Here is a 26,123-nt window from a genome sequence, read left to right on the forward strand (position 1 = left end):
GTAACGCGAGCTACTGGATAATCGCGCGCTACAAGGACGGGCCAAAGCCCGTTAAATCGGTAAAACGCAGACTGGTCCGGCACCGCTTGGGGAATCATTGGCCCCTTTTGGAGTCGGAACAGTGCTCGCCAACCCGGCATTTGATAGCTGGCCGTTGGTTTCTTCATCTGTTTTCGGCGAGGGTTGCTCGTGATTGTTAGTCCATGTAATGCACCAAAGAACCCGGGCGGGCGCTTGCGCAGCGCGCTGCTGGCAGGGTCGGCTTTGTTTTGTCTGTTCGGCGCCAGTCAGCTCTGGGCGTTCGATCTAGACGACGTGGCGACAAAGGCCAAAGATCTGGCCGGACAGAAATTCACCGCGCCGAAGAGCAATCTTCCGGCCGAATTCCGCGACATGAAGTTCGCGGACTATCAAAAGATCCGCTTCCTGCAAGACAAAGCCGAATGGGCGAATGACAAGACCCCGTTCAAGGTGTCGTTCTACCACCAGGGCATGCACTTCGACACCCCGGTCAAAATCAACGAAGTCACCGCCAACTCCGTCAACGAGATCAAGTACGACCCGACTCGTTTCGATTTCGGTGACGTGAAGTTCGATCCCAAGTCGACCGAGAACCTGGGCTACGCCGGTTTCCGCGTCACCTACCCGATCAACAAAGACGACAAGCAAGACGAAATCATGACCATGCTGGGCGCGAGCTACTTCCGCGTCATCGGTAAAGGTCAGGTTTACGGCTTGTCTGCGCGCGGGATGGCGATCGACACGGCCATGCCATCAGGTGAGGAATTCCCTCGCTTCACCGAATTCTGGATCGAGAAGCCAAGCCCGGATGACAACCATCTGGTCATCTTCGCCTTGCTCGACTCCCCTCGCGCCACCGGCGCTTACAAGCTGACCCTGCGTCCGGGCACCAACACACTGGTTGATGTCCAGTCGCGCATGTACTTGCGTGACAAGGTCGGCAAATTGGGCGTTGCGCCGCTGACCAGCATGTACCTGTTCGGCGCCAATCAGCCGTCGAAAGTCCTGAATTACCGTCGCGAGCTGCACGACTCCAGCGGTCTGTCGATCCAGGCAGCCAATGGCGAGTGGATCTGGCGCCCGCTGAACAACCCTAAACACCTCTCGGTCAGCAGCTTCTCCGTAGAGAACCCGCGCGGCTTCGGTCTGCTGCAACGTGGCCGCAACTTCAGCCATTACGAGGATCTGGATGACCGCTACGACAAACGTCCAAGCGCCTGGATCGAGCCGAAGGGCGATTGGGGCAAGGGCACCGTTGACCTGGTCGAGATCCCTACTGCTGACGAAACCAACGACAACATCGTTGCGTTCTGGAAGCCGGAAACCCAGCCAGAGCCGGGTCAGTCGATTGACTTCAACTACCGTCTGCACTGGACCATGGATGAGGATGCCATTCACTCGCCAGATCTGGGCTGGGTCAAGCAGACCCTGCGCTCGACGGGTGACGTGAAGCAGTCGAACCTGATTCGTCAACCGGACGGCAGCGTTGCTTATCTGGTGGATTTCGTTGGCCCGACCCTCGCCAAGCTGGGCGAAGATCCGTCGATCCGCAGTCAGGTCATCACCGATGACAACACCGATCTGGTCGAGAACAACCTGCGCTACAACCCGGTGACCAAAGGCTGGCGTCTGACGCTTCGCCTGAAGGTCAAGGATCCGGGCAAGGCGGTTGAGATGCGTGCTTACCTGCTGCGCGAAACCCCTGCCGAGCCGGGCAAGGAGCCAGCGGTCATCACTGCCGATAAGTCGGACAAGAAGCCGGCCGCCAAGGCTGATGCCAAGGCTGCTGTTGCTGCGGCGCCAGTGGTTGCTGCACCGAAGGACGAGAAAGCTGAACTCGTTAAGACCGATGCCTTGAAGGCCGGCGATGCGAAAGACGCGAAAGACATGAAGGACGCTAAAGGCCCTAAAGCCGACAGCAAAGATGCCGCCAAGTCGGCCGAAGCTACCAAGGTAGCCGAAGCCAAGTCGGATGAGGCGTCCAAGCCTGAAGCCGCACTGGGCGACGCTGCCAAGGCCAACAAAGGCATGAAAGAGACCCCGCAGCCAGCGGTAGAGGCTGCATCCACCCAACAGGGGCCGGCCATGATTCAACAAATCCTGACCGAAACCTGGAGCTACCAGTTGCCAGCCGATGAGTAATTCACACGCGGTGCCAGAGCCTTTGAATGAGTCTCTCAGCGAGTACCTGGCGCATCTGCCGATGACCGACGCGCAGCGGGCAGAACTTGCCAGCTGCACCTCGTTCGCTGAGCTGCACGAACGCCTTTCGGCGCAAACCGTCGCTGATCCTGCCGAGGCCTCCCAGGCCTCGGTGGGTCGTCGCCTGACCCTGACGACCGCTGATGAGCTGCACGAAGCCGAGATGCTGAGTGTCGACGCCAGTGGCCGCGTTGTCCTGAAAGCCACGCCGCCGATTCGTCGGACCAAAGTCGTGCCGGAGCCGTGGCGGACCAACATCCTGCACCGCGGCTGGCGTCGACTGACCGGCAAGAGCAATCCTCCTCCGCCCAAGGACGATCTGCCACGCGATCTGCCGAAGGCGCGCTGGCGTACCGTCGGTTCAATCCGTCGCTACATTCTGTTGATCCTCATGCTGGGCCAGACCATCGTCGCCGGCTTCTACATGAAGGGCATCCTGCCGTATCAGGGCTGGTCACTGGTTTCATTCGACGAAATCAGTCATCAAACCCTGTGGCAGACCGCTGTTCAGGTCATGCCGTATGCGCTGCAGACCAGCATCCTTCTGTTGTTCGGGATTCTGTTCTGCTGGGTGTCGGCCGGTTTCTGGACCGCGCTGATGGGCTTCCTCGAACTGCTCACTGGCCACGACAAGTACCGTATTTCCGGTGCCAGCGCGGGCAATGAGCCGATCGAAGCGGGCGCGCGCACTGCGCTTGTGATGCCGATCTGCAACGAAGACGTGCCTCGCGTATTCGCCGGTCTGCGGGCGACGTTCGAATCGGTCAAAGCCACAGGCGATCTGGACCGCTTTGACTTCTTCATTCTCAGCGACTCCAACGAAACCGACATCTGTGTGGCCGAGCAACAAGCCTGGCTCGACGTGTGCCGTGAAACCGGTGGTTTCGGCAAGATCTTCTATCGTCGTCGCCGCCGTCGCGTTAAGCGCAAGAGCGGTAACCTCGATGACTTCTGCCGTCGCTGGGGCGGTGAATACCGCTACATGGTCGTGCTTGACGCTGACTCGGTGATGAGCGGCGAATGCCTTACCAGCCTCGTGCGTTTGATGGAAGCGACGCCGGACGCCGGTATCATCCAGACCGCGCCGCGTGCCTCGGGCATGGACACGCTGTATGCACGCATGCAGCAGTTCGCGACCCGGGTGTACGGCCCGTTGTTCACCGCCGGCCTGCACTTCTGGCAGTTGGGTGAATCCCACTACTGGGGTCACAACGCGATCATCCGCATGAAGCCGTTCATCGAGCACTGCGCCCTAGCGCCGCTGCCCGGTAAGGGCGCGTTTGCCGGTGCAATTCTGTCCCACGACTTCGTTGAAGCTGCGCTCATGCGCCGTGCCGGCTGGGGTGTGTGGATTGCCTACGATTTGCCGGGCAGTTACGAAGAGCTGCCGCCGAACCTGCTGGATGAGCTCAAGCGTGACCGTCGCTGGTGCCACGGTAACCTGATGAACTTCCGCCTGTTCCTGGTGAAAGGCATGCACCCGGTGCACCGTGCGGTGTTCCTGACCGGCGTGATGTCCTATCTGTCGGCTCCGTTATGGTTCTTCTTCCTGGTGCTGTCGACCGCGCTGCTGGCGGTGAACACGCTGATGGAACCGACGTACTTCATGGAACCGCGCCAGCTGTATCCGTTGTGGCCACAGTGGCACCCGGAAAAAGCCGTTGCGTTGTTCTCCACGACCGTCGTGCTGTTGTTCCTGCCGAAACTGCTCAGCGTGATCCTGATCTGGGCCAAGGGCGCAACCGGTTTTGGTGGCCGCATCAAGGTCACCCTGTCGATGCTGCTGGAAATGCTGTTTTCCATGCTGCTGGCGCCGGTGCGCATGATCTTCCACACCCGCTTCGTACTGGCCGCGTTCCTGGGCTGGGCTGCGACGTGGAACTCGCCGCAGCGTGATGATGACTCGACGCCGTGGAGCGAAGCGGTCAAACGTCACGGGCCGCAGACGCTGCTGGGCTTCTGCTGGGCGCTGCTGGTGGCCTGGCTGAACCCGAGCTTCCTGTGGTGGCTGGTGCCGATCGTGGGTTCGTTGATGCTGTCGATCCCGGTGTCGGTGATTTCCAGCCGCACGAATCTGGGCCTGAAAGCGCGCGACACCAAGCTGTTCCTGATCCCGGAAGAGCACACGCCGCCGCAAGAGCTGGTGTCCACTGACAAGTACACCCACGAGAACCGTTGGCATGCGCTGAACGACGGCTTTGTTCGCGCCGTGGTCGATCCACAGCAGAACGCCTTGGCCTGCGCGCTGGCGACTTCTCGCCATCGCGAGGCCGAGCCGATCGAGTGGATGCGTGTCGAGCGTGTGCGTCACGCGATCAAGGGTGGCCCTGAGCTGCTGAACAACCACGAACGCCTGCAATTGCTCAGTGATCCGGTTGCGCTGGCTCGGTTGCACGAAATGGTCTGGAGCGAAGGCAATTCCGCTTGGCTCAATGCCTGGCGCGCGTCGGTGGAAGCCGATCCCCATGCGCCGCTGCTGCCTTTGCAGCCAGCGACCCATGTGAATGACGCGACCCTCGTCAACGCCTGATTCATACGCTGAACAAAACGCCGCCGAAGAGTGATCTTCGGCNAGCGCGCGTGCTATTAATTCTGCGGTGTGAATGCACACGCCTTCCCGGCTAAAGCCGGTCCTACAACTCGACGTCGCAGCCGGTTTCGCCTCAACTCACCCGAAACTTCCCGACCAGCTCCTGCAGCTGCACACCCAGCCGCGCCAGTTCGATGCTCGACGCGGCCGTCTCCTCGCTGGACGCTGCGGTTTGCTCGGACACATCCCGAACGTTCAGCACACTGCGGTTGATCTGCTCCGCCACGCTACTCTGTTCCTCGCCCGCCGCGGCGATCTGCTGGTTCATCGTCTGAATCGTCGACACCGTCCGTGTGATGTGTCCCAACGCGCTGCCGGCCTGGCGACTCAACTCCACGCTGCTGTCGGTCAGGGTTCGGCTGGCATCGAGGGTCATCACCACTTGCTGGGTGCCGCTTTGCAGCGCCGCGATAAGCACTTCGATTTCCTCGGTGGATTCCTGGGTGCGCTGGGCCAGTCCGCGAACCTCATCGGCAACGACCGCAAAACCGCGTCCCGCTTCGCCTGCCCGGGCGGCTTCGATCGCTGCGTTCAAAGCCAGCAGATTGGTCTGCTGCGACACTGACTTGATGACGTCGAGCACACCGCCGATCTTGTCGCTCTCCAGCTTCAGCTTGCCCATGGCTTCGGTGGAATTATTCACCTCCAGCGCCAGGCGCTCGATCTGCGCGATGGCGTCGTTGACCACCTTGTCGCCGTCCCGCGCCTGCTGATCAGCGTGCCGCGCCGCCTCGCTGGCTTCTTCGGCATTGCGGGCCACTTCCATCACGGTCGAGGTCATCTGGTTCATCGCCGTCGCGACGCAGTCCGTTTCGTCTTTCTGGCTGTTGACGCCCACGCTGGTCTGCGCCGTGACAGCGGACAGTTGCTCGGCCGCGCTGGCGATCTGGGTCACGCCGTCGCTGATGCCACTGATGAGCTTGCGCAGGCTCAGGGTCATCTCCTGCATGCTGCGCTGAAGCATGCCCATCTCGTCGCGGCGGCCGAGCTCCAGGTCCTGACTGAGATCACCGTTGGCGATGCGCGCCGCCGCACTCAAGGTCAGCCGTAGCGGCGCGATGATCTGCTGGGTGATCAGCCACGCCGCGAGCAGGCCAAGGAGCATCGCCAGCCCGGCCACGCCACTGAGCGTCTGCCGCGACTGAGTGGCTTCGGCATCACGCCGCTGGCCTTGCAGCGCAGTGATCTCGCCGGTCGAGGTGAGCAGGCTCTCGCTCAGCGCCTCCATGGACTCCTGGGCCGCTTCAACCTTGACCTGCAGGTCTTTGAACTGGCCCATGTGCTCGCGGTACTTGAGCAGCGTCTTACGCGCCGTGAGCAATTCACTGACGTTGCCATCGGCTTGATCGCTGGCGATCTGCTCGACCTCCTTCAGCGCTTCGTCGATGGCGGTAATGGCGGCAATTTCATAGGACTCTTTACCGCTGAACACGTACGCCTGAACTTCGTAACGGGCGTTCTGCACTTGCTCGCGCAATTGCTGAATGTTGGTGAACTCACCGAGGCGCTCGCTGCTGTCCTGCTCTTGGCTGACGGCTTTCAAGACCTCGCTTTCCACTTGGCCGATGGACTTGATCGCCTCGTCCGAGAGAACCGCCAGCTGCGCACGCGAGTCGGCTCGCGCACTCAACAGCGTGGTCAGATTGGCAAAGGTGGCTTCGAGCGCCCTGACCGTGTCGCTTTGGCTGTTGAGCAGCTTGAGGATGTCGGCGGGAGGAGCATCGTCGCGCAGCACCACCAGATGCGCTTCGATTTCATTGATGCGGGCAACGACGCGCGAGGCGCTGTCAGCAGTGTTTTCGACCCGAAAGACGATGCGCTCGGCGCGCAGGTCCTTGGTCATCGCGTTGAGCTGAGCGATGGAGGTCAGTGACTCCGAGCGCTCGATCATCGTGTCGAGCCCATGCCACCCGGTCAGGGTAATGGCCAGGGTCAGAAGCAGAACCAGGCCAAAGCCCAGCGAGAGTTTGAGTTTGACGCTGGTGTTGGCCAGCGCCCGGTTGATGCGTTGCAACATGATGCGTCTCCTGCGGATGGGCGATAAACGCGCATCGGCAGGGGAGGCGGAGGCGTGACCTGATCAGGTCGTAGGAGATTTCCGAGGGGCGGGAAGGGGTGACGCGTGTCACAGATTCCGCCCCTATTGGAGGCTTTGCCGGCAGGCCGGTGGCTGATGCGGGTGCGAACCGGGCAAGCGGATCAGATCCGGAAGCGACTCACCAGCCCTTGCAGATGGCTGCCCAGTCGCGCCAGCTCGACGCTCGACGCTGCGGTTTCCTCGCTGGCGGCGGAGGTCTGTTCCGACACATCGCGTACGTTGAGCACGCTGCGGTTGATCTCTTCGGCCGTAGCGCTTTGCTCCTCGGCGGCCGCGGCGATCTGCTGGTTCATGGATTGAATCGCAGACACGGTCCGGGTGATGTTTTCCAGTGAAGTGCCAGCGCGGCGGGTCAGTTCGACGCTGCTGACCGTCAGTTCGCGGCTGTTGTCCATGATTGTCGCGACTTGTCGGGTGCCGTTCTGCAAGCCGGAAATCAGCTCTTCGATCTCTTCCGTGGACTTTTGCGTGCGTTGCGCGAGGCTGCGCACTTCGTCTGCGACCACAGCGAATCCGCGACCGGCCTCACCCGCCCGGGCGGCCTCGATGGCCGCGTTCAGGGCAAGGAGGTTGGTTTGTTGCGCAACGGACTTGATCACGTCGAGGACGCTGCCGATCTTGTCGCTCTCGCGCTTGAGTTCGGCCATCGCCTCGGTGGAGTGACCGACCTCGGTCGCGAGGAGCTCGATCTGCGCGATGGCCTCGTTGACGACCTTGTCGCCCTCACGCGCCTGGAGATCAGCGGCTACGGCGGCCTCGGACGCTTCTTCGGCGTTACGCGCCACTTCCTGCACCGTGGCGGTCATCTCGTGCATCGCCGTCGCTACCTGATCGGTCTCGACCTTCTGGCTGTTGACCCCGGCACTGGTCTGCTCAGTGACCGCCGACAGCTCTTCGGCAGCGCTGGCGATCTGGGTCACGCCTTCGCCGATGCCGCCGATCAATTGGCGCAGCTCCACCGTCATGCGCTGGATGCTGCCCTGCAACTGGCCAAGCTCGTCGCGCCGGTCGACGCTCAAGTTGTGGGTCAGATCACCGGACGCCACGCGCTCGACCGCAACAAGCGTCTGCCCCAGCGGCACCGTGATTTGGCGGGTGATGACCCAGGCGGCGAAAACACCGAGGATCAGGGCCACTATCGTGGCAATGCCAAGGGTCGATTGGGCCTGGCGGGTGTCTGCCTCGCGTTTGGCGTTTTGCGAAATGTTCAGTTGTTCGCTGGCGTCCAGCAGCTGTTGCCCCAGCTCGGTCATCTTGGCGAGGGCCTGAACGCTGACCAGTTGCGCTTCACGGTATTGGCCGACAGCGTCGCGATAGCCTTTGAGCGCCAGGTTGGCCTTTTGCAGCTGCGGGATGTACTGGGAGGAAACGTCGCCGGCCAGCGTGTTGACCCCGACGATGGCTTCATCGATGGCGGCGGTGGCGTTCTTTTCGAAATCCGGTTTGCCACTGAAGGTGTAACCGCGCACCTGGAAGCGTGCCTGCTGGATCTGTTTGCTGACATCCACCGCGCTGTTGAATTGCAGGATGTTGTCGTGCTGCAGCAACGCCTGTTCGATCTGGTTGACGGTATCGACAGCGGCGTCGGCGGACGCGCCCAAGATGGTTCGGCTGGCTTCGCGGGTCTGGATCGCTTTGGTCATGTCGCCAAAGGCACGGCGGTATTCGCTGGCGGCCTGAGCCTGAGCGTCCATCAGTTTGAGATCGCCGATGCCTTTGACCATGCTCTGGCCGGTTTTCAGGTCAGCGTCGAGCTTGTCCAGCGCGGTCATGACCGCCGTCGCGGCTTCAGCGGTGTATTGAGCTTCATACACCATGCCTGCCGTGCGCAGATCCATCGTCCGCTCACTGATCTGCGAGATCATCCCCAGCTTGTCGCCACGCTCGATCACCGCCTTCACGCTGGACCAGCCCGTCGCCGTGATAAGTAGCGTCAGCAACAGCACAAGGCCGAAACCGACACCCAGTTTGAGACGGACGCTCATATTTCCAAGGCGTTGGGTAAACCAGCGAGACATGATAATTCCTGCGAATTTTTTTATAGACGCTTGTGCATCGGCTGTCGCGCGGCAAACTGAAGTGCTTGATGAGGACGGGAGGTAGCTCGGGGGGGGCAAGGACATTGCCCGCCGTTCTGACACCGCGCGGCGGAGCAGCAGACATGGGCCGTGTGTGGGACTGAGCGTGCTCAGGACGAGGCCGGGACAGTCAGTAACGTTCTCGGGTGACTGAAACTGAGCCTTCGCGAGCAAGCTCGCTCCCACAGGTTCTATGTCTGTGGGGGAATCGGTGTCGCCATGTTCTAGAACAATCGGGCGAGTAGCGCGGTCACGGCGGTTTCAACGCGCAGGATCCGCGCACCCAACTGGACTGGATTCAGCCCCGAGGCCTGCAGCAAATCAACTTCGTAGGGAATCCAGCCGCCTTCGGGGCCGATGGCCAGGGTGACGGGCTGCTCGACCGCGCGTGGGCAGGCGGGGAAATCACCCGGATGGCCGACCAATCCAAGCGTCCCTTCAACCACAGCGGGAAGGCGGTCCTCAACGAACGGCTTGAAGCGCTTCTCGATGACGATCTCAGGCAGCACGCTGTCCCGGGCCTGCTCCAGTCCGAGAATCAACTGCTCGTGAATGGCAGCCGGCTCCAGAAAGGGCGTCTGCCAGAAGCTTTTTTCGACGCGGTAACTGTTGACCAGGATGACTCGGGGGACACCCATCGTCGCCACGGTCTGAAACACCCGACGCAGCATTTTCGGGCGCGGCAGGGCGAGGATCAGCGTCAGGGGGAGTTTGGCCGGCGGGGCGTGCTCGAAGCTCACCGAAAGCTCGGCTTCACGAGTTTCCAGACGCAGCAATTGCGCACTGCCCAGCAAGCCGTTCACTCGACCGACCCGCAGGCTGTCGCCGACTTCGCTGCGATGCACTTCCTGCATGTGCTTGAGGCGCCGATCACGCAGCACGACCCGATCCGCCGCGATGAAGTCGGCGTCCTCAAGCAACAGCAGGTTCACGGCTGGGTCGCTGGCGGTTGGCTCTGTTCGTCTTCGGCTTTCTCGTCGTCTTCATGATCGCCGCGCTTGGTGATCATCGAACTGCACAGCACGCCGATTTCAAACAGCAGCCACATCGGCACAGCCAGAAGGGTCTGGGAAAAGATGTCCGGCGGGGTGAGGATCATGCCGACCACGAAGCAGCCAATCACCACGTACGGGCGAATCTTCTTCAGGTATTTGACGTCGACGATGCCGATCCACACCAGCAGTACAACCGCCACCGGAATCTCGAACGCGACCCCGAATGCCAGGAACAGCGTCATCACGAAGTCCAGGTAACTGGCGATGTCCGTCATCATCGACACGCCTTCCGGCGTGACGCTGGCGAAGAAGTGGAAGATCAGCGGGAAGACCAGGAAGTAGGCAAACGCCATCCCGGCGTAGAACAGGATGATGCTGGAGATCAGCAGCGGCACTGCCACGCGCTTTTCATGCTTGTACAAGCCTGGCGCAATGAAGCCCCAGATCTGATACAGGATCACCGGCATCGCCAGAAACAGCGCCACCATCATCGTCAGCTTGAACGGTGTGATGAACGGCGAGGCCACATCGGTCGCGATCATCGTGGCGCCGTCAGGCAGAAACTTGCGCAGCGGGGCTGAAACAAAGGTGTAGATCTTCTGGGTGAAGTAGAACAGCGCGCCGAAGATCACGAAGATCGCCAGCACGCAGCGCAGCAGGCGCGAGCGCAGTTCTGTCAGGTGCGAGACCAGCGGCATTTGCTGGTCGTTTTCCGGGATTTCGCTCATGGGGCTCGTGGTGGCAGTGACGAATCGTTGGCAGAAGGCGCACTTTGCACCGCGGTCGCAGGGGTGATGACCGGCGCAGGTGCGGGTGCAGAATCCGGCCCGACAGGCGAAGGTGCAGGCGCAGCAGGCTCGACATGAACGGGCGGCGGCGTGACCGACGCGCTTTCCGCCGGAGCGGCCGGGCCAATGTCGGCGCTCTGGGCCGGTGAGGCCGCACCCATGACCGGCGCTGTAGAGGCCGGAGCCGGTGGAATCGGCGTCTCGGCAGCGGGTTCAGCCGGTGCCGGCGTCGCGGGAGCTACAGGCGCTTGCTGTGGCTGCATGATCTTGCGAGCTTCCTCTTCCAGCGAAAGGATATGCTCGTTGTGCAGCTGACGCCGAATCTCGTCAGCGCCGATTTCGCGCTCAACTTCCTGTTTGATCGCATTGAAGCTGCGTTTCAGGCGGCCGATCCAGAGTCCGGCCGTCCGTGCTGCGCCCGGCAGACGCTCGGGCCCCAGAACCAGCAGGGCAACGAGGCCGACCAGCAGCAGTTCAGAAAAGCTGATACCAAACATGCGTCACGACCTAGTCTTTGCGGAGGGGGTCTTCGACTCGTTGCGCCTGAGCGTCGATGGTGTGCGGCTGGTGCAGCGGCTGAGTCGGAGGGACAGGCTGCGCGGTTGGCTGTGGCTGAACCGGCGGCTGCACGGTTGGCTCTTCCGGATGTTTGTCGTCGTCATTCATGGCCTTGCGAAAGCCTTTGATCGACTCACCCACGTCAGTCCCCAGGTTCTTGAGTTTCTTGGTGCCGAAGACCAGCACGACAACCACAAGAATGACGATCCAGTGTTTCCAGTCAAAAATGCCCATAACGCGTTCCTCACAAGAAATTTCGGGCCGCAGCCCCTGTGTTTATTCGGCCGAGCGAGATGCTTTCTCGGCGTGGCCGGACAGGCCGAAACGGCGGTCCAGCTCATCGAGCACGGCTTGCGGGTGTTGGCCCAACTGGGCAAGCATCACCATGCTGTGGAACCACAAGTCGGCGGTTTCGTAGACGACATCACTGCAGTCACCGCTGATGGCAGCGTCCTTGGCAGCGATTATGGTTTCGACCGACTCCTCGCCGACCTTCTCCAGAATCTTGTTCAGTCCCTTGTGATACAGGCTGGCGACGTATGACGAGTCGGCAGCCGCGCCCTTGCGTGATTCGAGCACCTCGGCAAGGCGTGACAAGGTATCAGTCATGTTCAGTGTCCTGCTCGGTAAATGGCTTCCGGGTCTTTGAGCACCGGGTCCACGGTCTTCCAGCCGGCATCATCGTAGACGCGGTAGAAGCAGCTCTCGCGGCCGGTATGGCAAGCGATGCCGCCAATTTGCTCGACCATCAGGATAATGACGTCGGCATCGCAGTCCAGACGCAGCTCATGAAGCTTCTGCACGTGGCCCGATTCTTCGCCCTTTCGCCACAACTTGCCACGCGAACGTGACCAATAGATAGCGCGCTGTTCGCTGGCAGTCAGGCTCAAGGCTTCACGGTTCATCCACGCCATCATCAGCACGCGACCGGTCTTGTGGTCCTGTGCGATGGCGGGCACCAGGCCGTCCTTGTCCCACTTAATCTCGTCCAGCCAGTCTTTCATCATCGGCTCCGGCCGTTCCAGGGGAGGGTTAGTGTGCCAGCGGCTTGCGCCGATGGCTATCGGCGAACGACCAGATAGACGCCTGCCGCCAGCATCAGCAAGGCAGGCCAGGCACTCAGGGTGTTCAGCGCTGCGCCGGTCTGGGTATGGGTGATTGCCAGCAGCACCCCGCCGGCCAGCAGGCCCGCGCCGAGCAGCCGAAGGGCCCAATGATCGCCATCGCGCCGGTAGGGCGGGGGCGGATCGTGCCGATGGGGCTGCGACAGACGCTCGAGCAAATCCCGGGTCATGTTGGCCAGATGCGGAATCTGTTCAACCTGGGACTGCAGGTTGCCCAGCAGGGTTTTCGGGCTGACGCGCTCGCGCATCCAGCGTTCGAGGAACGGCTGCGCAGTCGCCCAGAGATCCAGCTCCGGGTACAGCTGACGGCCGAGGCCTTCGATATTGAGGAGCGTCTTTTGCAGCAGCACCAGTTGCGGCTGCACTTCCATGTTGAAGCGGCGAGCGGTCTGGAACAGGCGCATCAGTACCTGGCCAAAGGAAATGTCTTTCAGGGGCTTCTCGAATATCGGTTCGCACACTGTACGGATGGCCGCTTCGAATTCATTCAGCTTGGTCTCGGCCGGCACCCAGCCCGAGTCGATGTGCAGCTGAGCCACACGGCGGTAGTCGCGCTTGAAGAAGGCAAACAGGTTGCGCGCCAGGTAGTCCTGATCCTCAGGGGTCAGACTGCCCACAATTCCGCAGTCGATGGCGATGTACTGGGGATCCCACGGCGTGACCGTGCTGACGAAAATATTGCCGGGGTGCATGTCGGCGTGGAAAAAGCTGTCACGAAAAACCTGGGTGAAGAAAAGCTCGACGCCGCGCTCCGCCAGCTTCTTCATGTCGGTGCGCTGATCGGCGAGGGTCGCCAGATCGGTCACTTGCACGCCGTAAATGCGCTCCATGACCAACACCTTCGGCCGGCACCAGTCCCAGTAGACCTGCGGCACGTAGAGCATGGGCGAGCCCTCGAAGTTGCGGCGCAGCTGGCTGGAGTTGGCCGCCTCGCGCAGCAGGTCGAGCTCGTCGTAGATGGTTTTTTCGTAATCGGCGACCACGTCCACCGGGTGCAGCAGGCGGGCGTCTGCGGAAACACGCTCGGCAATCTTTGCCAGAATGAACAGCCACGCAAGATCGGAACCGATGATCGGCTTCAAGCCTGGCCGTACGACCTTTACCACCACTTCCTCGCCAGTCTTCAGGCGCGCGGCGTGGACTTGAGCAACAGAAGCAGAGGCCAGCGGGGCCACATCGAAACGGCTGAACACTTCGCTGATCTTCGCGCCCAGCTGCGACTCGATCAGCGCCACGGCTTTGGCCGAGTCGAACGGCGGCACGCGGTCCTGCAGCATCATCAGCTCGTCGGCCACGTCTTCAGGCAGCAGATCCCGGCGAGTGGACAGCAACTGCCCGAACTTGATGAAAATCGGCCCCAGGTCCTGCAACGCCAGTCGCAGACGGGCACCACGGCTCAGTTCGTTCTTGCGCCGCGGCAACCAGCGCCATGGCAGCACGAAGCGCACAGCCAGCAGCCACCACGGCAAGGGCAGGGCGAACAACAGGTCATCGAGGCGGTAACGGATTACGACACGCTGGATGCGAAACAGGCGGCGGACGGCAAGCAGGCTCATGCGTTATCGCTGGATGTGAGGGAGTGGGCCAGACGCTCGAAGCGGGCTTCGAGGCGTTCCAGGTCTTGTTTGGTCTGATCCAGTTCGGCGAAGCGGGCTTCGGCCTCGCGTTTGCCGACCAGCGTGCGGGATTCTTCGGCCAGGTATTCGGCCAGGTTGTGGCTGAGGCTGGCCGCGCTGTCGCGGGTCCAGCGCGCGCTGTTGCGCAGGTGCCCGCCGATCAGGGGCGCCGCGACAGGGCCGAGCCAGCGTTGCAGCTCGTACTCCCAATCGAGGTCCAGGTCCTGCAGCACGCCCACCAGCTCAAGCAGCACGGCGCTTTCGCCCTCCAGCTCGACTTCCGGGCTGTGCAGCACGGCATTTTTGTCTTTGCTCATCGCCAGGCGCATCAGGCTCGCAGCGGGCGCGCGCAGGGTCACATCAGCACCGCCTTCCCAGTTCGCCGCCAGCATCAAGCCGTCGTCGCCGGGCAGCACGTGCAGATGAAACGTCGGGCTGGTGCACTCGATCGCGATGACCTTGCCGCTCAGCCGGTCAAGGCGCGGCAAGGCGGTGCTGTCCATGCGCAGCACGCGGTTGATGCCGTGTTCGGCACTGGCGAGCAAGCCGTTGATCAGCATCAGGGCTTGATGCCCCGGTGCAGCGCCACGATGCCGGAGGTCATGTTGTGGTAGGTCACGCGGTCGAAACCGGCCTGAACCATCATTGACTTCAGGGTTTCCTGATCAGGGTGCATGCGGATCGACTCTGCCAGATAGCGGTAGCTTTCCGAATCGTTGGTGATCAGCTTGCCCGCCAGCGGCATGAAAGCGAACGAGTAGGCGTCGTAGATCTTGGACATGACTTTGCTGGTTGGCTTGGAGAATTCCAGTACCAGCAAACGACCACCCGGCTTGAGCACGCGCAGCATGGAGCGGATGGCGTCTTCCTTGTGCGTCACGTTGCGCAGGCCGAAGGCGATGGTCACGCAGTCGAAGTGGTTGTCAGGGAACGGCAGCTTTTCAGCGTCGGCCTGGACGAACTTGATGTTGCCGGCCACCCCGCGATCCAGCAGGCGGTCACGACCGACCTTGAGCATCGATGCATTGATGTCAGCCAGTACGACCTCACCGGTCGGGCCGACAAGATGGGAGAACTTCTTCGCCAGATCACCGGTGCCGCCTGCGATGTCGAGCACGCGGTTGCCGCTGCGAACGCCGGACAGTTCGATGGTGAAGCGCTTCCAGAGGCGATGCATGCCGCCGGACAGTACGTCGTTCATCAGGTCATATTTGGCCGCGACGGAGTGAAATACCTCGGCGACTTTCTCGGCCTTCTGGCTTTCCGGTACGTTTTTGTAACCGAAGTGGGTGATGGGTTCGGCATCGCTGCCTTTGCGCGGATCATTCATATCGCTGTCACCGGAATAAAGTGGCGCCATTCTAATCGTCGGGGCTGGCTTTGTCTTGACAAGGCGCACGGCCAACAGTTTCTTCGCTTCGGGCCGCTGGTATAGTGCTTCCACGATTTAAGCCGAAGCAGGAGCCCGTCAGTGGCCAGAATTACCGTGGAACGCCAGCACACGCTGGGAAAGGAAAAGGCCCGCGAGAAGGCTGAGATCATGCTGCAGAAACTGTCCGACAAGTACGGCATCGAGCACGAGTGGACAGGCGACACCGTGGCCCTGGAAGGCAAGGGCGCCAAGGGCACTGTCGCGGTCGAAGATGAATGGGTGCGGGTGAACATCGATCTCAACTTCTTCCTCTCCGCCATGAGCGGTTCGATTCAGTCGGAAGTTGAACGGCAGCTGGACAAGGTGCTGACCGCCTGACGTCTGGAGCGACGGCTAGAGCATCAGCTTGATGACTTGCTCGGAAGGGTCGCGGGATTTGCCGGCGGCCTTGAGCTCGGCCAGGTACTCCTCCCACAGTTGCGCCTGGCGTTGCGCAAGTTGCTCCAGGTATTCCCAAGTAAACAAACCGCTGTCATGACCGTCGTCGAAGGTCAGCTTCAGCGCGTACTGGCCGGCGGGTTCCACTTTGGTAAGCCCGACGCCCAGCTTGCCGAACTGCAAAATCGGGTTGCCATGGCCCTGCACCTCCGCCGAAGGCGAGTGCACACGCAGAAATTCCGCCGGCAGGCGGTATTCCTCGTCCGGCCCGTATTTCAGGCTGAGGACTTTCGACGCTTTGTGCAGCTGGACAGCGGTGGGCATGCGGGTCATAGAGGTAATCTCAGCTACAAGCTACAAGCTACAAGCTACAAGCTACAAGCTACAAGCTACAAGCGAAGCAGATTCGTGCAGCCAGTGAAATCTGCTTGCCGCTTGAAGCTAACCGCTTGCAGCTGCTTTAAAGGATATAACGCGACAGATCTTCGTCTTCCGCCAGCTCACCCAAGTGGCTGTTCACGTACTCAGCGTCAATCTGAATCGTCCCGCCATCCTGCGCACCCGCCAGATCACCGGCACTGAAAGAAACCTCTTCCAGCAACCGCTCAAGCAGCGTATGCAAGCGACGCGCACCGATGTTCTCGGTCTTCTCGTTGACCTGCCAGGCGATCTCGGCCAGACGCTTGATGCCATCCGGCAGGAACGCAATGTTCAGGCCTTCGGTCTTCAACAGCTCGCGGTATTGCTCGGTCAGCGAGGCATGGGGTTCGGTCAGGATGCGTTCGAAATCCTGCGGGCTCAGCGCTTTGAGCTCGACGCGAATCGGCAGACGACCCTGCAGTTCAGGCACCAGATCGCTCGGCTTGCTCAGGTGGAACGCACCGGACGCGATGAACAGGATGTGATCGGTCTTGACCATGCCCAGCTTGGTGTTGACGGTGCAGCCTTCGATCAGCGGCAGCAGGTCGCGCTGAACGCCTTCGCGTGACACATCGGCGCCGCCGACATTGCCGCGTTTGGCCACTTTGTCGATCTCGTCGATGAACACGATGCCGTGCTGCTCGACCGCTTCCAGCGCTTGCACTTTCAGCTCTTCGTCGTTGACCAGACGGCCTGCCTCTTCATCGCGAACCATCTTCATCGCGTCTTTGACTTTCAGCTTGCGGCTTTTCTTCTTGCCCTTGCCCATGTTGGCAAACAGGCTCTGCAGCTGGTTGGTCATCTCTTCCATGCCCGGCGGCGCGGAAATATCGACGCCGCCCATTTCCGCGACCTCGATCTCGATTTCCTTGTCGTCCAGCTGACCTTCGCGCAGGCGCTTGCGAAACAACTGACGGGTGTTGGAATCACTGCCCGATGTCGCGTCTTCGTTGAAGCCCGCGCGCGCCGGTGGCAGCAGGGCGTCGAGAATGCGCTCTTCGGCGGCGTCTTCAGCGCGGTGGCGGACCTTGGTGATCTCCTGTTCACGCAGCAGCTTCATCGCCGCGTCAGCCAGATCACGGATGATCGACTCGACATCGCGACCCACGTAGCCGACTTCGGTGAACTTGGTCGCTTCGACTTTGATGAAAGGCGCGTTGGCGAGCTTGGCCAGACGACGGGCGATCTCGGTTTTACCGACGCCGGTCGGGCCGATCATCAGAATGTTCTTCGGGGTGACTTCGACGCGCAGCTCTTCAGGCAGTTGCATCCGGCGCCAGCGGTTACGCAGGGCGATGGCGACGGCGCGCTTGGCATCGTCCTGGCCGATGATATGGCGATTGAGTTCGTGGACGATTTCACGGGGAGTCATGGACATGGTTTTCAACGGTCCTCGGCAGAGTGCAAGTCGGGCAGGCCGCGATGAACGGCGGCCATTACCTCAGGCTTACTCGGCGAGGTCCTGCTCCTCAATGGTGATGTTGTGGTTAGTGAAGACGCAGATGTCGCCGGCAATGTGCAAGGCGGTTTCGGCGATTTCACGGGCAGAGAGTTCGGTCTTCAGCAGCAGCGCGCGGGCCGCGGCCTGGGCAAAGGCACCGCCGGAGCCCATGGCGATCAGGCCATCTTCGGGCTCAACCACGTCGCCGTTACCGGTAATGATCAGCGAGGCGTCTTTGTTGGCAACAGCCAGCATGGCTTCAAGGCGACTCAGGGAACGGTCGGTACGCCATTCTTTCGCCAGCTCTACGGCGGCGCGAATGAGGTGACCCTGGTGCTTTTCCAGTTGGGCTTCGAAGCGCTCGAACAGGGTGAAGGCGTCAGCGGTGGCGCCTGCGAAACCGGCGATGACCTGGCCGTGGTAAAGGCGCCGGACTTTCTTGGCGTTGCCTTTCATGACGGTATTGCCCAGGGAAACCTGGCCGTCACCGGCCATGACGACTTTGCCTTGGCGGCGCACTGAAACGATGGTGGTCAAGGGGAGAGTCTCCACGCTGCGGGGCGAAAATGCCCTGATGGAAACTCATATGGGGGTGGGGGCGGGTATTTCAACCGTTGAGTGGGTTGAGGGATGAATGGCGGTGCGTCAGGTTGCTTCAAGTTTGTGTAGGAGTGAGCTTGCTCGCGATTGCGGTGAATCAGGCACCCATTATGTTGGATGTGCCAATGTCATCGCGAGCAAGCTCACTCCTACAACTGATCGTGCCCGCGTGGAGCGGGACCGATCGTTGGTCCTGCGGTGGGCGACAGTGCCCTAGCGAGCCTGGCGCTGTTGCAGGAGCAGGTTGCTGAAGCCGCCGCCCGCCAGTTGCTTCTGCGCGATGGTCAGCTGTTCGCGGTTGCTGAACGGGCCGACCAGCACGCGGTACCAGGTTTCATCCTTGACCGTGCCCGACTCCACGGTCGAGGTTTGCCCCAGCAGAATAATCTGCGCGCGCACTTTCTCTGCGTCGGCCTGTTTGCGGAACGAGCCCGCTTGCAGGAAGAACGTCGTCACGGCCGCCGGCTTGGCCACCGGAGGCGCTGGCGGTGGCGTCAGACCGCTGAGTGCCGCCTGGGCGCGAGCCGTATCGATCTTCGCGGCCACTTCAGGCGTAACCGGCGTGCTTGGTGCAACGACCGGTGGCGTCTTCTCTGGCACCGCTTCATTCGGCACGATGACTTCTGACTCAGGCAACAGCGTGTAGAAGTCGTACTTCGGCTTCACGGGCGCGGTCGGGCTGGGCGGCGTCTTGTTCGCTTCGGCGATCTTCGCGGCCTTGGCTTCAGCCTTGACGCGCTTGATATCGTCGCCACTGCCGGGTTCGAGCTTCATCAGAAAAACAACGAAAGCGCCGACGGTCAGGCCGATCGCCATCCACACCCAACCCGGAATCGGCGTCTTTGCGGGTGCCTGATACCGGCTGGCGCCGCGCTTGGGAGCAGGTTTCTTTTTAACGGCCAACTTACATACGCTCCAGAGTGTCCAGACCCAGCAACTGCAGGCCTTGCTTGAGGGTGCGACCGGTCAGGGCGGCGAGGCGCAGACGGCTTTGCTGTTGTTCAGGGCTTTCTGCCGCCAGGATCGGGCAGTTCTCGTAGAAACTGGAGAACAGACCGGCGAGGTCGTACACATAGGCGCAGAGCACATGGGGCGTGCCCTTGTCGGCGACGGTGTTGACGGTCTCGCCGAACTGCGCCAGACGCGCGGCCAGGTCTTGCTCCTGAGGTGCGTCCAGGATGATTTGGCCTTGGCTCGCGTCGAAGGTTTCGCCCTTTTCTTCGAGCTTGCGGAATACGCCGGCCACACGGGTGTAGGCGTACAGCAGGTAAGGCGCGGTGTTGCCTTCGAAGCTGAGCATCTGGTCGAAGTTGAAGCTGTAGTCGCTGGCGCGATGCTTGGATAGGTCGGCGTATTTCACCGCGCTGATGCCCACGGCCTTGGCGATCGAGCGCAACTCGTCTTCGGCGACGTCCGGGTTTTTCTCTTTCACCAGCGTGTAGGCGCGTTCTTCGGCTTCGTCGAGCAGGTCGACCAGCTTGACCGTGCCGCCGTCGCGGGTCTTGAACGGACGGCCATCGGCGCCATTCATGGTGCCGAAGCCCATGTGCTCCATCTGCATGCCGTTGGTGACGAAGCCTGCGCGGCGCGCCACTTCGAAGACCTGCTGGAAGTGCAGGGCCTGACGCTGATCGACGAAATACAGCGCGCGATCAGCTTTCAGCACGTTGCTGCGGTAGCGAATGGCGGCGAGGTCGGTGGTGGCATACAGATAACCGCCACCGGCCTTTTGCACGATCACCGGCAGCGGCGTGCCTTCAGCGGTTTTGAATTCTTCAAGAAACACACATTGCGCGCCGTTGCTTTCGACCAGCAGGCCGGCTTTCTTCAGGTCGGCGACGACATTGGCGAGGTCGTCGTTGTAGGCGCTTTCGCCCATGACGTCCTTCGGCGTGAGGTTGACGTTCAGACGTTCGTACACTTCCTGGCAGTGAGACAGGGAGATGTCTTTGAAGCGCGTCCACAGGCTCAGGCACTCGGCGTCGCCTGCTTGGAGCTTGACCACCAGCCCACGAGCGCGCTCGGCGAATTCTTCCGACTCGTCAAAACGGCCCTTTGCAGCGCGGTAGAAGTTTTCGAGGTCAGCCAGCTCGTCGCTGGTCGCCGGGGTTTCCTGCAAATAGGCCAGCAGCATGCCGAACTGGGTGCCCCAGTCGCCCACGTGGTTCTGACGGATCACGGTGTCGCCAAGGAACTCAAGGACGCTGGCCACACCGTCGCCAATGATGGTCGAGCGCAAGTGGCCGACGTGCATCTCTTTGGCCAGGTTCGGCGCGGACAGGTCGACCACAACGCGTTGAACAGGACCATTCTTGCGCACGGACAGGGTCGCGTCGGCCAGCGCTTCGTCGAGGCGCGAAGCCAGGGCCTGGGTGTTCTGGAAAAAATTGAGGAAGCCGGGGCCGGCGATGTCGACCTGGGTGATCTGCTCGTCGGCGGGCAGCGCGGCGACGATTTTCTCGGCCAGATCGCGAGGTTTCAAGCCGGCAGGCTTGGCCAGCATCATGGCGATATTGCTGGCGAAGTCGCCGTTTTTCTTGTCCTTGGCGTTCTCCACCTGAATCGCCGGCGTCAGCCCTTCCGGCAAGACGCCATCGGTGACGAGTTGGCTCAGAGCTTGTTGAATCAGCTGGCGGATGGTGTCTTTCATGGTGCTCTCTTTCGACCGCAAGCGCGGCCGCGCCTGGATGCGCGGGTGGAAAAACTGGGCATTATCCGTGGCCGGAGCCGCCTTGCCAACCGCGCTGGATGCGCGGTCAATCGATGCGAATCAATAAAGGTCCACCGGGTCCACGTCCAGCGACCATCTGACCTGGCGCCCGCTCGGCATGTTTTCCAGCGTCAGCAGCCAGGTCGCGAGCAGCTTGTGCAGTGGCGCGCGGGCGTTGGCCTGGACCAGCAACTGAGCGCGATAGCGTCCGGCGCGTCGTTCCATCGGTGCCGGAACCGGACCCAGCAGCTCGATGCCGCCCAGCGCCATGTCCTTCAATAACCGCTCGGCTTCGGTGCAGGCTTCGTCAAGAAACCCTTCGGCCTGACCCGGCTTGTGCGCTTCCGCGCGCAACAGCGCCAGGTGTGAAAACGGCGGCAGCCCGGCGGCGCGACGTTCGCTCAGCGCCTGCTCGGCAAAGGCGAAATAACCCTGCTCGGTGAGTTGAATCAATAAAGGATGGTCGGCCAGGTGGGTCTGGATGATCACCTTGCCCGGCTCTTCGGCGCGCCCGGCCCTGCCTGCGACCTGCACAATCAATTGCGCCATGCGCTCGCTGGCGCGGAAGTCACCGGAGAACAGCCCGCCATCGGCGTCGAGAATCGACACCAGCGTCACACGCGGGAAGTGATGCCCTTTGGCGAGCATCTGCGTGCCCACCAGAATGCACGGCTGGCCTTTCTGGATGGTCGCAAACAGCTGATTCATTGCGTCCTTGCGCGAAGTGCTGTCGCGATCGACGCGCAACACCGGGTAGTCGGGGAACAGAATCGCCAGCCGCTCCTCGGCACGTTCGGTCCCTGCACCCACGGGGCGCAGATCAACCTTGCCGCATGCCGGGCAATTGCGTGGGACGCGCTCGACATGGCCGCAGTGGTGACACCGCAGCTCGCCCGAGCGCTGGTGAACGGTCATGCGCGCGTCGCAACGGGGGCATTCCGACAACCAGCCACAGTCGTGACACAGCAGAGTAGGGGCAAACCCGCGGCGATTGAGGAACACCAGCACTTGCTGGCCCGCCGCCAGGGTCTGGGCGATGGCTTGCTGCATGGGGCCCGAGATGCCGCTGTCGAGGGGACGACTTTTCACATCCAGCCGCAGGAAGCGAGGTTGCTGCGCACCGCCTGCGCGCTGATTCAGGCGCAGGAGCGCGTACCGACCGGTGTGGGCGTTGTGCAGGCTTTCGAGCGAAGGCGTCGCCGAGCCGAGCACGATCGGGATGTCCTCCTGATGCGCCCTCACCAGCGCCAGGTCCCGGGCGTGATAGCGCAGGCCTTCCTGCTGTTTATAGGAGCCGTCGTGCTCTTCGTCGATGATGATCAGCCCGGGGTTTTTCATGGGGGTGAACAGCGCCGAACGGGTGCCGATGATGATGTCGGCTTCGCCATCGCGTGCTGCCAGCCAGGCGTCCAGCCGATCGCGATCGTTGACCGCCGAATGCAGCAGCGCGATGCGCGCGTTGAAACGCTGCTCGAAGCGCGCGAGGGTCTGCGGGCCGAGGTTGATCTCCGGAATCAGCACCAGCGCCTGCTTGCCCGCTTCCAGCGTCTCGCGGATGAGCTGCAGATAAACCTCGGTCTTGCCACTGCCGGTGATCCCCGCCAGCAGTGAGGCGTGAAAGCTGCCGAACCCCGACCGAATGGCTTCATAGGCGGCCCGTTGCTCGGTGTTGAGCGGCAATTCCGGCTGCGCCAGCCAGTGCTCGTGCCGCTCGACCGGGCCATGACCGCGCACCTCGACGGTCACCAGTCCTTTGGCGAGCAGCAAGTTCAGGCTGTCCCGGTTGAGCATCAGCTTGCTCAGCAACTGATGAGCCACGCCGTGGGGATGCTGGGCCAGGGTGCGCAGCGCTTCCTTTTGTTTCGGCGCCCGGGCGATGCGCGGGTCATCGACGCTGGCGTCCGGGGCTGCGTGCCAGAACCGCTCCTGCCGCGCTTCCGCAGGTTCCCCCTGGCGCAGCAACACCGGCAACGCCCAGTTGAACGTGTCGCCCAGGCTGTGCTGGTAATACTGGGCCGTCCACAGGCACAGCTTGAACAGTGCGGGCGGCAGCGGCGCTTCGGCATCCAGCACGGCAATGGCCGGCTTGAGCTTGTCGGCCGGCACGTCGCTGTGATCGACGACTTCCACCAGCACGCCGATCATTTCCCGACGGCCAAACGGCACGCGCAGACGCATCCCTGGCTGCAAGGCACTGCGGGCCACACCTGCGGGGGCAAGGTAGTCGAACAGGCGACGCAGCGGCGAGGGCAGGGCGAGGCGCAAGATGGCATCGGGCACGCGGGGGATATCCTGTTACGGAGTATGACGAAGGGCGCGATCTTAGCAGACGACCGGCGTGAACGTTCCCTTGCGTGATTGGCGTTGTCTGTTAATATGCGCGGCCTAATTCCGTGCGGTATTCAACAATAGTGTTGGGTGGCGGCACGATAGCCTGAGGAAATACCCATGAAAGCTGATATCCATCCAGTTTACGAAGCCATTGACGCAACCTGCAGCTGCGGCAATGTCATCAAAACCCGTTCCACACTGGCCAAGCCTCTGAGCCTGGACGTGTGCAACGAGTGCCACCCGTTCTACACCGGCAAGCAAAAAACTCTGGACGTCGGCGGTCGTGTCGACAAGTTCAAGTCGCGTTTCGGTGCGTTCGGTCCTACCAAAGCTCCTGCTGCTGCAGAGTAAGGTTGGCCGTTCTGGAGTCGCCGATGCGTTTCTCCAGGCTGCTTAAAAAGGCGTCCCTCGCGGGCGCCTTTTTTATGTCTGCGATTTGGCTTTCGTCGGCCCAGGCCTTGTGCCCTGCGCCGCCGTCTCTGCCTGTGGTTCAGGTGCAGCGAGTGGTCGATGGCGACACGGTGCGCCTGAGCGATGGTCGCAGCGTTCGCATGATTGGCCTGAATACGCCAGAAACCGGCAAAAAGGGCCAGTCCGCCCAACCGTTTGCCGAAGCGGCCAAGCGTCGTTTGCAGGCATTGGTGGATGCCAGTGACGGGCAGGTCAGGCTACGTGTCGGTGAAGAGCCAACCGATCACTACGGACGCACCCTCGCCAACGTCTATGGCCGCGATGGCGCCAATCTCGAGGCGCAACTGCTGGCGGACGGCCTAGGCTATCTCGTCGCAGTCTCCCCTAACGTTGCACTGGTGAGCTGCCAGCAGGCCGCAGAGACGTCAGCACGCCAGGCCGGACGGGGCCTGTGGCGCAACTCGCCGGTTCAGCTGGTCGAGCAGATCAGCACGGGCGGGTTTGCGCTGGTCACTGGGCGCGTGACCAGCGTGCAGCGCAATGGCGGCGGCCTGTGGATCGAATTCGGCGATGCGCTGGTGCTGCGCATTGCGCCCAGGCTGCTCGGCCAGTTTGACACTGCCGCGTTGCAGCGCTTGAAAGGTCAGCGAATCGAGGCGCGTGGCTGGGTAGTCGATCGTTCGCGTCGGGGCAGCCTTAAATCAGGTCAGCCTCGCTGGATGATGCCGATCACTCATCCTGCAATGTTGGATACAGTCAATAAATAAATTGTAGACAGTTTTGGTCAGGATTGTCGCCGCTGGAGGCCTTGTGTTCTGCGTCTCTACGCTGAAAGTCGTAGATGCGGCCTCTTGACACAGGTGACCCGCCAGTCTTGTTAGGACTTTATGACTTGCGTATGCTCGGCGGTCCGTCTGTCCAACAGCAAAAAAGCGGAATGCCCCCATGTCAGATTTGAAAACTGCCGCTCTCGAATATCACGCTCATCCCCGTCCCGGGAAACTCAGCGTCGAGCTCACCAAAGCCACTGCAACCGCTCGCGATCTGTCGCTGGCCTACAGCCCGGGTGTGGCTGAGCCGGTCCGCGAAATCGGTCGCGATCCGGAACTTGCCTACAAGTACACCGGCAAAGGCAACCTGGTAGCGGTGATCTCTGATGGCACCGCGATTCTGGGTCTGGGTAACCTCGGGCCTCTCGCCTCCAAGCCGGTCATGGAAGGCAAGGGTGTGCTGTTCAAGCGCTTTGCCGGTATCGACGTGTTCGATATCGAAGTCGATTCGGAAAGCCCGCAGGCCTTCATCGACACTGTGCGACGCATCTCCATCACCTTCGGCGGCATCAACCTGGAAGACATCAAGGCACCTGAGTGCTTCGAAATCGAAAAAGCGCTGATCGAGCAATGCGACATTCCGGTTTTCCACGATGACCAGCACGGCACCGCGATCGTTACCGCGGCCGGCATGATCAACGCGCTGGAAATCGCTGGCAAAACCCTGGAAACGGCGAAGATCGTCTGCCTGGGCGCTGGCGCTGCGGCCATCTCCTGCATGAAGTTGCTGGTGAGCATGGGCGCGAAGATCGAAAACATTTTCATGATCGACCGTAGCGGCGTGGTTCACGACGGACGTACCGATCTGAACCAGTACAAGGCCCAGTTCGCTCACACCACCGACAAGCGCACGCTGGCCGATGCACTGGAAGGCGCTGACGTGTTCGTCGGTCTGTCCGGTCCGAACCTGCTGAGCGCTGAAGGCCTGAAGTCGATGGCGGCCAATCCGATCGTGTTCGCCTGCTCGAACCCGGATCCGGAAATCTCGCCGGAACTGGCTCACGCCACCCGCAACGACGTGATCATGGCGACCGGCCGTTCGGACTACCCGAACCAGGTCAACAACGTGCTGGGCTTCCCGTTCATCTTCCGTGGCGCACTGGACGTTCGCGCCAAGCGTATCAACGAAGAGATGAAGATCGCAGCGGCCAACGCTCTGCGCGAACTGGCCAAGCTGCCGGTGCCTCAGGAAGTCTGCGACGCCTACGGCGGCATTGCCCTGGAATTCGGTCGTGAGTACATCATCCCGAAACCAATGGACGCACGCCTGTTGGGCTTGATCTCCGATGCAGTTGCCAAGGCAGCCATCGAGAGCGGTGTCGCGACCCTGCCGTATCCAAAGCACTACCCGCTGAAGAGCGTGGACGAAGTGTTCAACGGCTGATACAAGCGCCCATAAAAAACCCAGCCAAGTGCTGGGTTTTTTTATGGCTGGAGGCTACCAGCAGTGCAACTGATCGCCGCTGCTTTTACTTGGAGCTTGCCGCTTGAGGCTTGCGG

Annotated in this window: 24 protein-coding genes and 1 pseudogene; 7 read left to right on the forward strand and 18 right to left on the reverse strand. The window is 61.6% G+C overall.

Annotation, left to right across the window (positions count from 1 at the left end; translation table 11 throughout):
- The first annotated feature begins 183 nt into the window (after positions 1 to 183).
- The gene (locus IFT99_RS06335) at positions 184 to 2,163 is read left to right on the forward strand and encodes a glucan biosynthesis protein (protein WP_083233003.1); all 1,980 of its coding nucleotides are present in this window, start codon (positions 184 to 186) and stop codon (positions 2,161 to 2,163) included.
- Positions 2,156 to 4,753 carry a glucans biosynthesis glucosyltransferase MdoH gene (gene mdoH, locus IFT99_RS06340; protein WP_192130886.1) on the forward strand — a complete coding sequence of 866 codons (2,598 nt, stop codon included), beginning with the start codon at positions 2,156 to 2,158 and terminating at the stop codon, positions 4,751 to 4,753. Before IFT99_RS06335 ends, mdoH begins: the two co-directional genes overlap by 8 nt.
- 133 nt (positions 4,754 to 4,886) lie before the next feature.
- On the opposite strand, the gene IFT99_RS06345 is transcribed toward mdoH, so the two are convergent.
- The 12 genes and pseudogenes from IFT99_RS06345 to ubiE all read right to left on the reverse strand — a co-directional run bounded on the left by IFT99_RS06345 (position 4,887) and on the right by ubiE (position 15,400).
- On the reverse strand, positions 4,887 to 6,830 hold the full coding sequence (locus tag IFT99_RS06345; protein WP_192130888.1) for a methyl-accepting chemotaxis protein: 1,944 nt from the start codon (positions 6,828 to 6,830) through the stop codon (positions 4,887 to 4,889).
- A gap of 182 nt (positions 6,831 to 7,012) precedes the next feature.
- Positions 7,013 to 7,876: a methyl-accepting chemotaxis protein gene (locus tag IFT99_RS26660; protein WP_446731118.1), complete on the reverse strand. Its 864-nt coding sequence runs from the start codon at positions 7,874 to 7,876 to the stop codon at positions 7,013 to 7,015.
- Between the two features lie 39 nt (positions 7,877 to 7,915).
- Positions 7,916 to 9,034, reverse strand: a pseudogene (locus IFT99_RS26665) (methyl-accepting chemotaxis protein); the annotation flags it as partial.
- 179 nt (positions 9,035 to 9,213) lie between these two features.
- Positions 9,214 to 9,921, reverse strand: a complete 708-nt coding sequence (locus IFT99_RS06355) for a 16S rRNA (uracil(1498)-N(3))-methyltransferase (RefSeq protein WP_192130892.1) — start codon at positions 9,919 to 9,921, stop codon at positions 9,214 to 9,216.
- Positions 9,918 to 10,712, reverse strand: a complete 795-nt coding sequence (gene tatC, locus IFT99_RS06360; protein ID WP_065986665.1) for a twin-arginine translocase subunit TatC — start codon at positions 10,710 to 10,712, stop codon at positions 9,918 to 9,920. The genes IFT99_RS06355 and tatC overlap by 4 nt, the downstream gene beginning before the upstream one ends.
- Entirely contained in the window at positions 10,709 to 11,269 is a 561-nt protein-coding gene (gene tatB / locus IFT99_RS06365; protein ID WP_192130895.1) for a Sec-independent protein translocase protein TatB, read from the reverse strand. The genes tatC and tatB overlap by 4 nt, the downstream gene beginning before the upstream one ends.
- A gap of 10 nt (positions 11,270 to 11,279) precedes the next feature.
- Complete coding sequence (locus tag IFT99_RS06370; protein WP_065986662.1) at positions 11,280 to 11,564, reverse strand: twin-arginine translocase TatA/TatE family subunit; 285 nt, start codon at positions 11,562 to 11,564, stop codon at positions 11,280 to 11,282.
- A gap of 42 nt (positions 11,565 to 11,606) precedes the next feature.
- Positions 11,607 to 11,939, reverse strand: coding sequence for a phosphoribosyl-ATP diphosphatase (locus IFT99_RS06375; protein ID WP_065986654.1), 333 nt, complete (start codon positions 11,937 to 11,939; stop codon positions 11,607 to 11,609).
- Between the two features lie 2 nt (positions 11,940 to 11,941).
- The gene (hisI, locus tag IFT99_RS06380) at positions 11,942 to 12,334 is read right to left on the reverse strand and encodes a phosphoribosyl-AMP cyclohydrolase (protein WP_192130897.1); all 393 of its coding nucleotides are present in this window, start codon (positions 12,332 to 12,334) and stop codon (positions 11,942 to 11,944) included.
- 56 nt (positions 12,335 to 12,390) lie between these two features.
- Positions 12,391 to 14,010, reverse strand: coding sequence for a ubiquinone biosynthesis regulatory protein kinase UbiB (gene ubiB, locus IFT99_RS06385; RefSeq protein ID WP_192130899.1), 1,620 nt, complete (start codon positions 14,008 to 14,010; stop codon positions 12,391 to 12,393).
- On the reverse strand, positions 14,007 to 14,630 hold the full coding sequence (locus IFT99_RS06390; RefSeq protein ID WP_065986648.1) for a ubiquinone biosynthesis accessory factor UbiJ: 624 nt from the start codon (positions 14,628 to 14,630) through the stop codon (positions 14,007 to 14,009). The genes ubiB and IFT99_RS06390 overlap by 4 nt, the downstream gene beginning before the upstream one ends.
- The gene (ubiE, locus tag IFT99_RS06395; protein ID WP_065986646.1) at positions 14,630 to 15,400 is read right to left on the reverse strand and encodes a bifunctional demethylmenaquinone methyltransferase/2-methoxy-6-polyprenyl-1,4-benzoquinol methylase UbiE; all 771 of its coding nucleotides are present in this window, start codon (positions 15,398 to 15,400) and stop codon (positions 14,630 to 14,632) included. Before ubiE ends, IFT99_RS06390 begins: the two co-directional genes overlap by 1 nt.
- A gap of 141 nt (positions 15,401 to 15,541) precedes the next feature.
- Between ubiE and IFT99_RS06400 the strand changes: the two genes are divergently transcribed.
- A complete protein-coding gene (locus IFT99_RS06400) occupies positions 15,542 to 15,820 on the forward strand; it encodes a polyhydroxyalkanoic acid system family protein (RefSeq protein ID WP_065986644.1) in 279 nt (92 codons plus the stop codon).
- A 15-nt stretch (positions 15,821 to 15,835) separates the two neighbouring features.
- Here the strand turns inward: IFT99_RS06400 and IFT99_RS06405 are convergent, their stop codons facing one another.
- From IFT99_RS06405 to argS, 5 genes are all read right to left on the reverse strand, one after another.
- The gene (locus tag IFT99_RS06405) at positions 15,836 to 16,213 is read right to left on the reverse strand and encodes a gamma-butyrobetaine hydroxylase-like domain-containing protein (RefSeq protein WP_192130901.1); all 378 of its coding nucleotides are present in this window, start codon (positions 16,211 to 16,213) and stop codon (positions 15,836 to 15,838) included.
- A 127-nt stretch (positions 16,214 to 16,340) separates the two neighbouring features.
- Positions 16,341 to 17,678: an HslU--HslV peptidase ATPase subunit gene (gene hslU, locus IFT99_RS06410; RefSeq protein ID WP_065986640.1), complete on the reverse strand. Its 1,338-nt coding sequence runs from the start codon at positions 17,676 to 17,678 to the stop codon at positions 16,341 to 16,343.
- Between the two features lie 69 nt (positions 17,679 to 17,747).
- Positions 17,748 to 18,278 (reverse strand): ATP-dependent protease subunit HslV, encoded by a 531-nt coding sequence (gene hslV, locus IFT99_RS06415; protein WP_065986638.1) that lies wholly within the window; start codon positions 18,276 to 18,278, stop codon positions 17,748 to 17,750.
- Between the two features lie 276 nt (positions 18,279 to 18,554).
- On the reverse strand, positions 18,555 to 19,244 hold the full coding sequence (locus IFT99_RS06420) for an SPOR domain-containing protein (protein ID WP_065986637.1): 690 nt from the start codon (positions 19,242 to 19,244) through the stop codon (positions 18,555 to 18,557).
- A 1-nt stretch (position 19,245) separates the two neighbouring features.
- Positions 19,246 to 20,991, reverse strand: coding sequence for an arginine--tRNA ligase (gene argS / locus IFT99_RS06425; RefSeq protein ID WP_192130903.1), 1,746 nt, complete (start codon positions 20,989 to 20,991; stop codon positions 19,246 to 19,248).
- Here argS and IFT99_RS26445 point away from each other — a divergent pair.
- Positions 20,990 to 21,118 carry a hypothetical protein gene (locus tag IFT99_RS26445; protein WP_274605108.1) on the forward strand — a complete coding sequence of 43 codons (129 nt, stop codon included), beginning with the start codon at positions 20,990 to 20,992 and terminating at the stop codon, positions 21,116 to 21,118. The genes argS and IFT99_RS26445 overlap by 2 nt on opposite strands.
- Here IFT99_RS26445 and IFT99_RS06430 read toward each other — a convergent pair.
- Positions 21,112 to 23,331: a primosomal protein N' gene (locus IFT99_RS06430; RefSeq protein ID WP_192130905.1), complete on the reverse strand. Its 2,220-nt coding sequence runs from the start codon at positions 23,329 to 23,331 to the stop codon at positions 21,112 to 21,114. The two genes, IFT99_RS26445 and IFT99_RS06430, sit on opposite strands and share 7 nt — an antisense overlap.
- A gap of 168 nt (positions 23,332 to 23,499) precedes the next feature.
- Between IFT99_RS06430 and rpmE the strand changes: the two genes are divergently transcribed.
- From rpmE to IFT99_RS06445, 3 genes are all read left to right on the forward strand, one after another.
- Entirely contained in the window at positions 23,500 to 23,733 is a 234-nt protein-coding gene (rpmE, locus tag IFT99_RS06435) for a 50S ribosomal protein L31 (RefSeq protein WP_065986634.1), read from the forward strand.
- A 23-nt stretch (positions 23,734 to 23,756) separates the two neighbouring features.
- Complete coding sequence (locus IFT99_RS06440; protein ID WP_192130907.1) at positions 23,757 to 24,560, forward strand: thermonuclease family protein; 804 nt, start codon at positions 23,757 to 23,759, stop codon at positions 24,558 to 24,560.
- 178 nt (positions 24,561 to 24,738) lie between these two features.
- Entirely contained in the window at positions 24,739 to 26,007 is a 1,269-nt protein-coding gene (locus tag IFT99_RS06445) for a malic enzyme-like NAD(P)-binding protein (protein WP_065986631.1), read from the forward strand.
- Positions 26,008 to 26,123 lie beyond the last annotated feature (116 nt).

The organism is Pseudomonas sp. CFBP 8772 (assembly GCF_014841665.1).
Classification (GTDB): Bacteria; Pseudomonadota; Gammaproteobacteria; order Pseudomonadales; family Pseudomonadaceae; genus Aquipseudomonas; species Aquipseudomonas graminis_B.

What these genes read in the sequence shown, in the direction of transcription:
- IFT99_RS06445 (WP_065986631.1), top strand. Translation starts at nt 24,739, where the DNA reads ATGTCAGATTTGAAAACTGCCGCTCTCGAATATCACGCTCATCCCCGT.
- hisI (WP_192130897.1), bottom strand. Translation starts at nt 12,334, where the DNA reads ATGAAAGACTGGCTGGACGAGATTAAGTGGGACAAGGACGGCCTGGTG.
- mdoH (WP_192130886.1), top strand. Translation starts at nt 2,156, where the DNA reads ATGAGTAATTCACACGCGGTGCCAGAGCCTTTGAATGAGTCTCTCAGC.
- IFT99_RS06440 (WP_192130907.1), top strand. Translation starts at nt 23,757, where the DNA reads ATGCGTTTCTCCAGGCTGCTTAAAAAGGCGTCCCTCGCGGGCGCCTTT.
- hslU (WP_065986640.1), bottom strand. Translation starts at nt 17,678, where the DNA reads ATGTCCATGACTCCCCGTGAAATCGTCCACGAACTCAATCGCCATATC.
- IFT99_RS06390 (WP_065986648.1), bottom strand. Translation starts at nt 14,630, where the DNA reads ATGCTGATCAACGGCTTGCTCGCCAGTGCCGAACACGGCATCAACCGC.
- ubiE (WP_065986646.1), bottom strand. Translation starts at nt 15,400, where the DNA reads ATGAATGATCCGCGCAAAGGCAGCGATGCCGAACCCATCACCCACTTC.
- ubiB (WP_192130899.1), bottom strand. Translation starts at nt 14,010, where the DNA reads ATGAGCCTGCTTGCCGTCCGCCGCCTGTTTCGCATCCAGCGTGTCGTA.
- rpmE (WP_065986634.1), top strand. Translation starts at nt 23,500, where the DNA reads ATGAAAGCTGATATCCATCCAGTTTACGAAGCCATTGACGCAACCTGC.
- tatC (WP_065986665.1), bottom strand. Translation starts at nt 10,712, where the DNA reads ATGAGCGAAATCCCGGAAAACGACCAGCAAATGCCGCTGGTCTCGCAC.
- IFT99_RS26445 (WP_274605108.1), top strand. Translation starts at nt 20,990, where the DNA reads ATGGTGCTCTCTTTCGACCGCAAGCGCGGCCGCGCCTGGATGCGCGGG.
- IFT99_RS26660 (WP_446731118.1), bottom strand. Translation starts at nt 7,876, where the DNA reads ATGACGGTGGAGCTGCGCCAATTGATCGGCGGCATCGGCGAAGGCGTG.
- tatB (WP_192130895.1), bottom strand. Translation starts at nt 11,269, where the DNA reads ATGTTTGGTATCAGCTTTTCTGAACTGCTGCTGGTCGGCCTCGTTGCC.
- IFT99_RS06375 (WP_065986654.1), bottom strand. Translation starts at nt 11,939, where the DNA reads ATGACTGATACCTTGTCACGCCTTGCCGAGGTGCTCGAATCACGCAAG.
- IFT99_RS06405 (WP_192130901.1), bottom strand. Translation starts at nt 16,213, where the DNA reads ATGACCCGCATGCCCACCGCTGTCCAGCTGCACAAAGCGTCGAAAGTC.
- IFT99_RS06370 (WP_065986662.1), bottom strand. Translation starts at nt 11,564, where the DNA reads ATGGGCATTTTTGACTGGAAACACTGGATCGTCATTCTTGTGGTTGTC.
- IFT99_RS06345 (WP_192130888.1), bottom strand. Translation starts at nt 6,830, where the DNA reads ATGTTGCAACGCATCAACCGGGCGCTGGCCAACACCAGCGTCAAACTC.
- argS (WP_192130903.1), bottom strand. Translation starts at nt 20,991, where the DNA reads ATGAAAGACACCATCCGCCAGCTGATTCAACAAGCTCTGAGCCAACTC.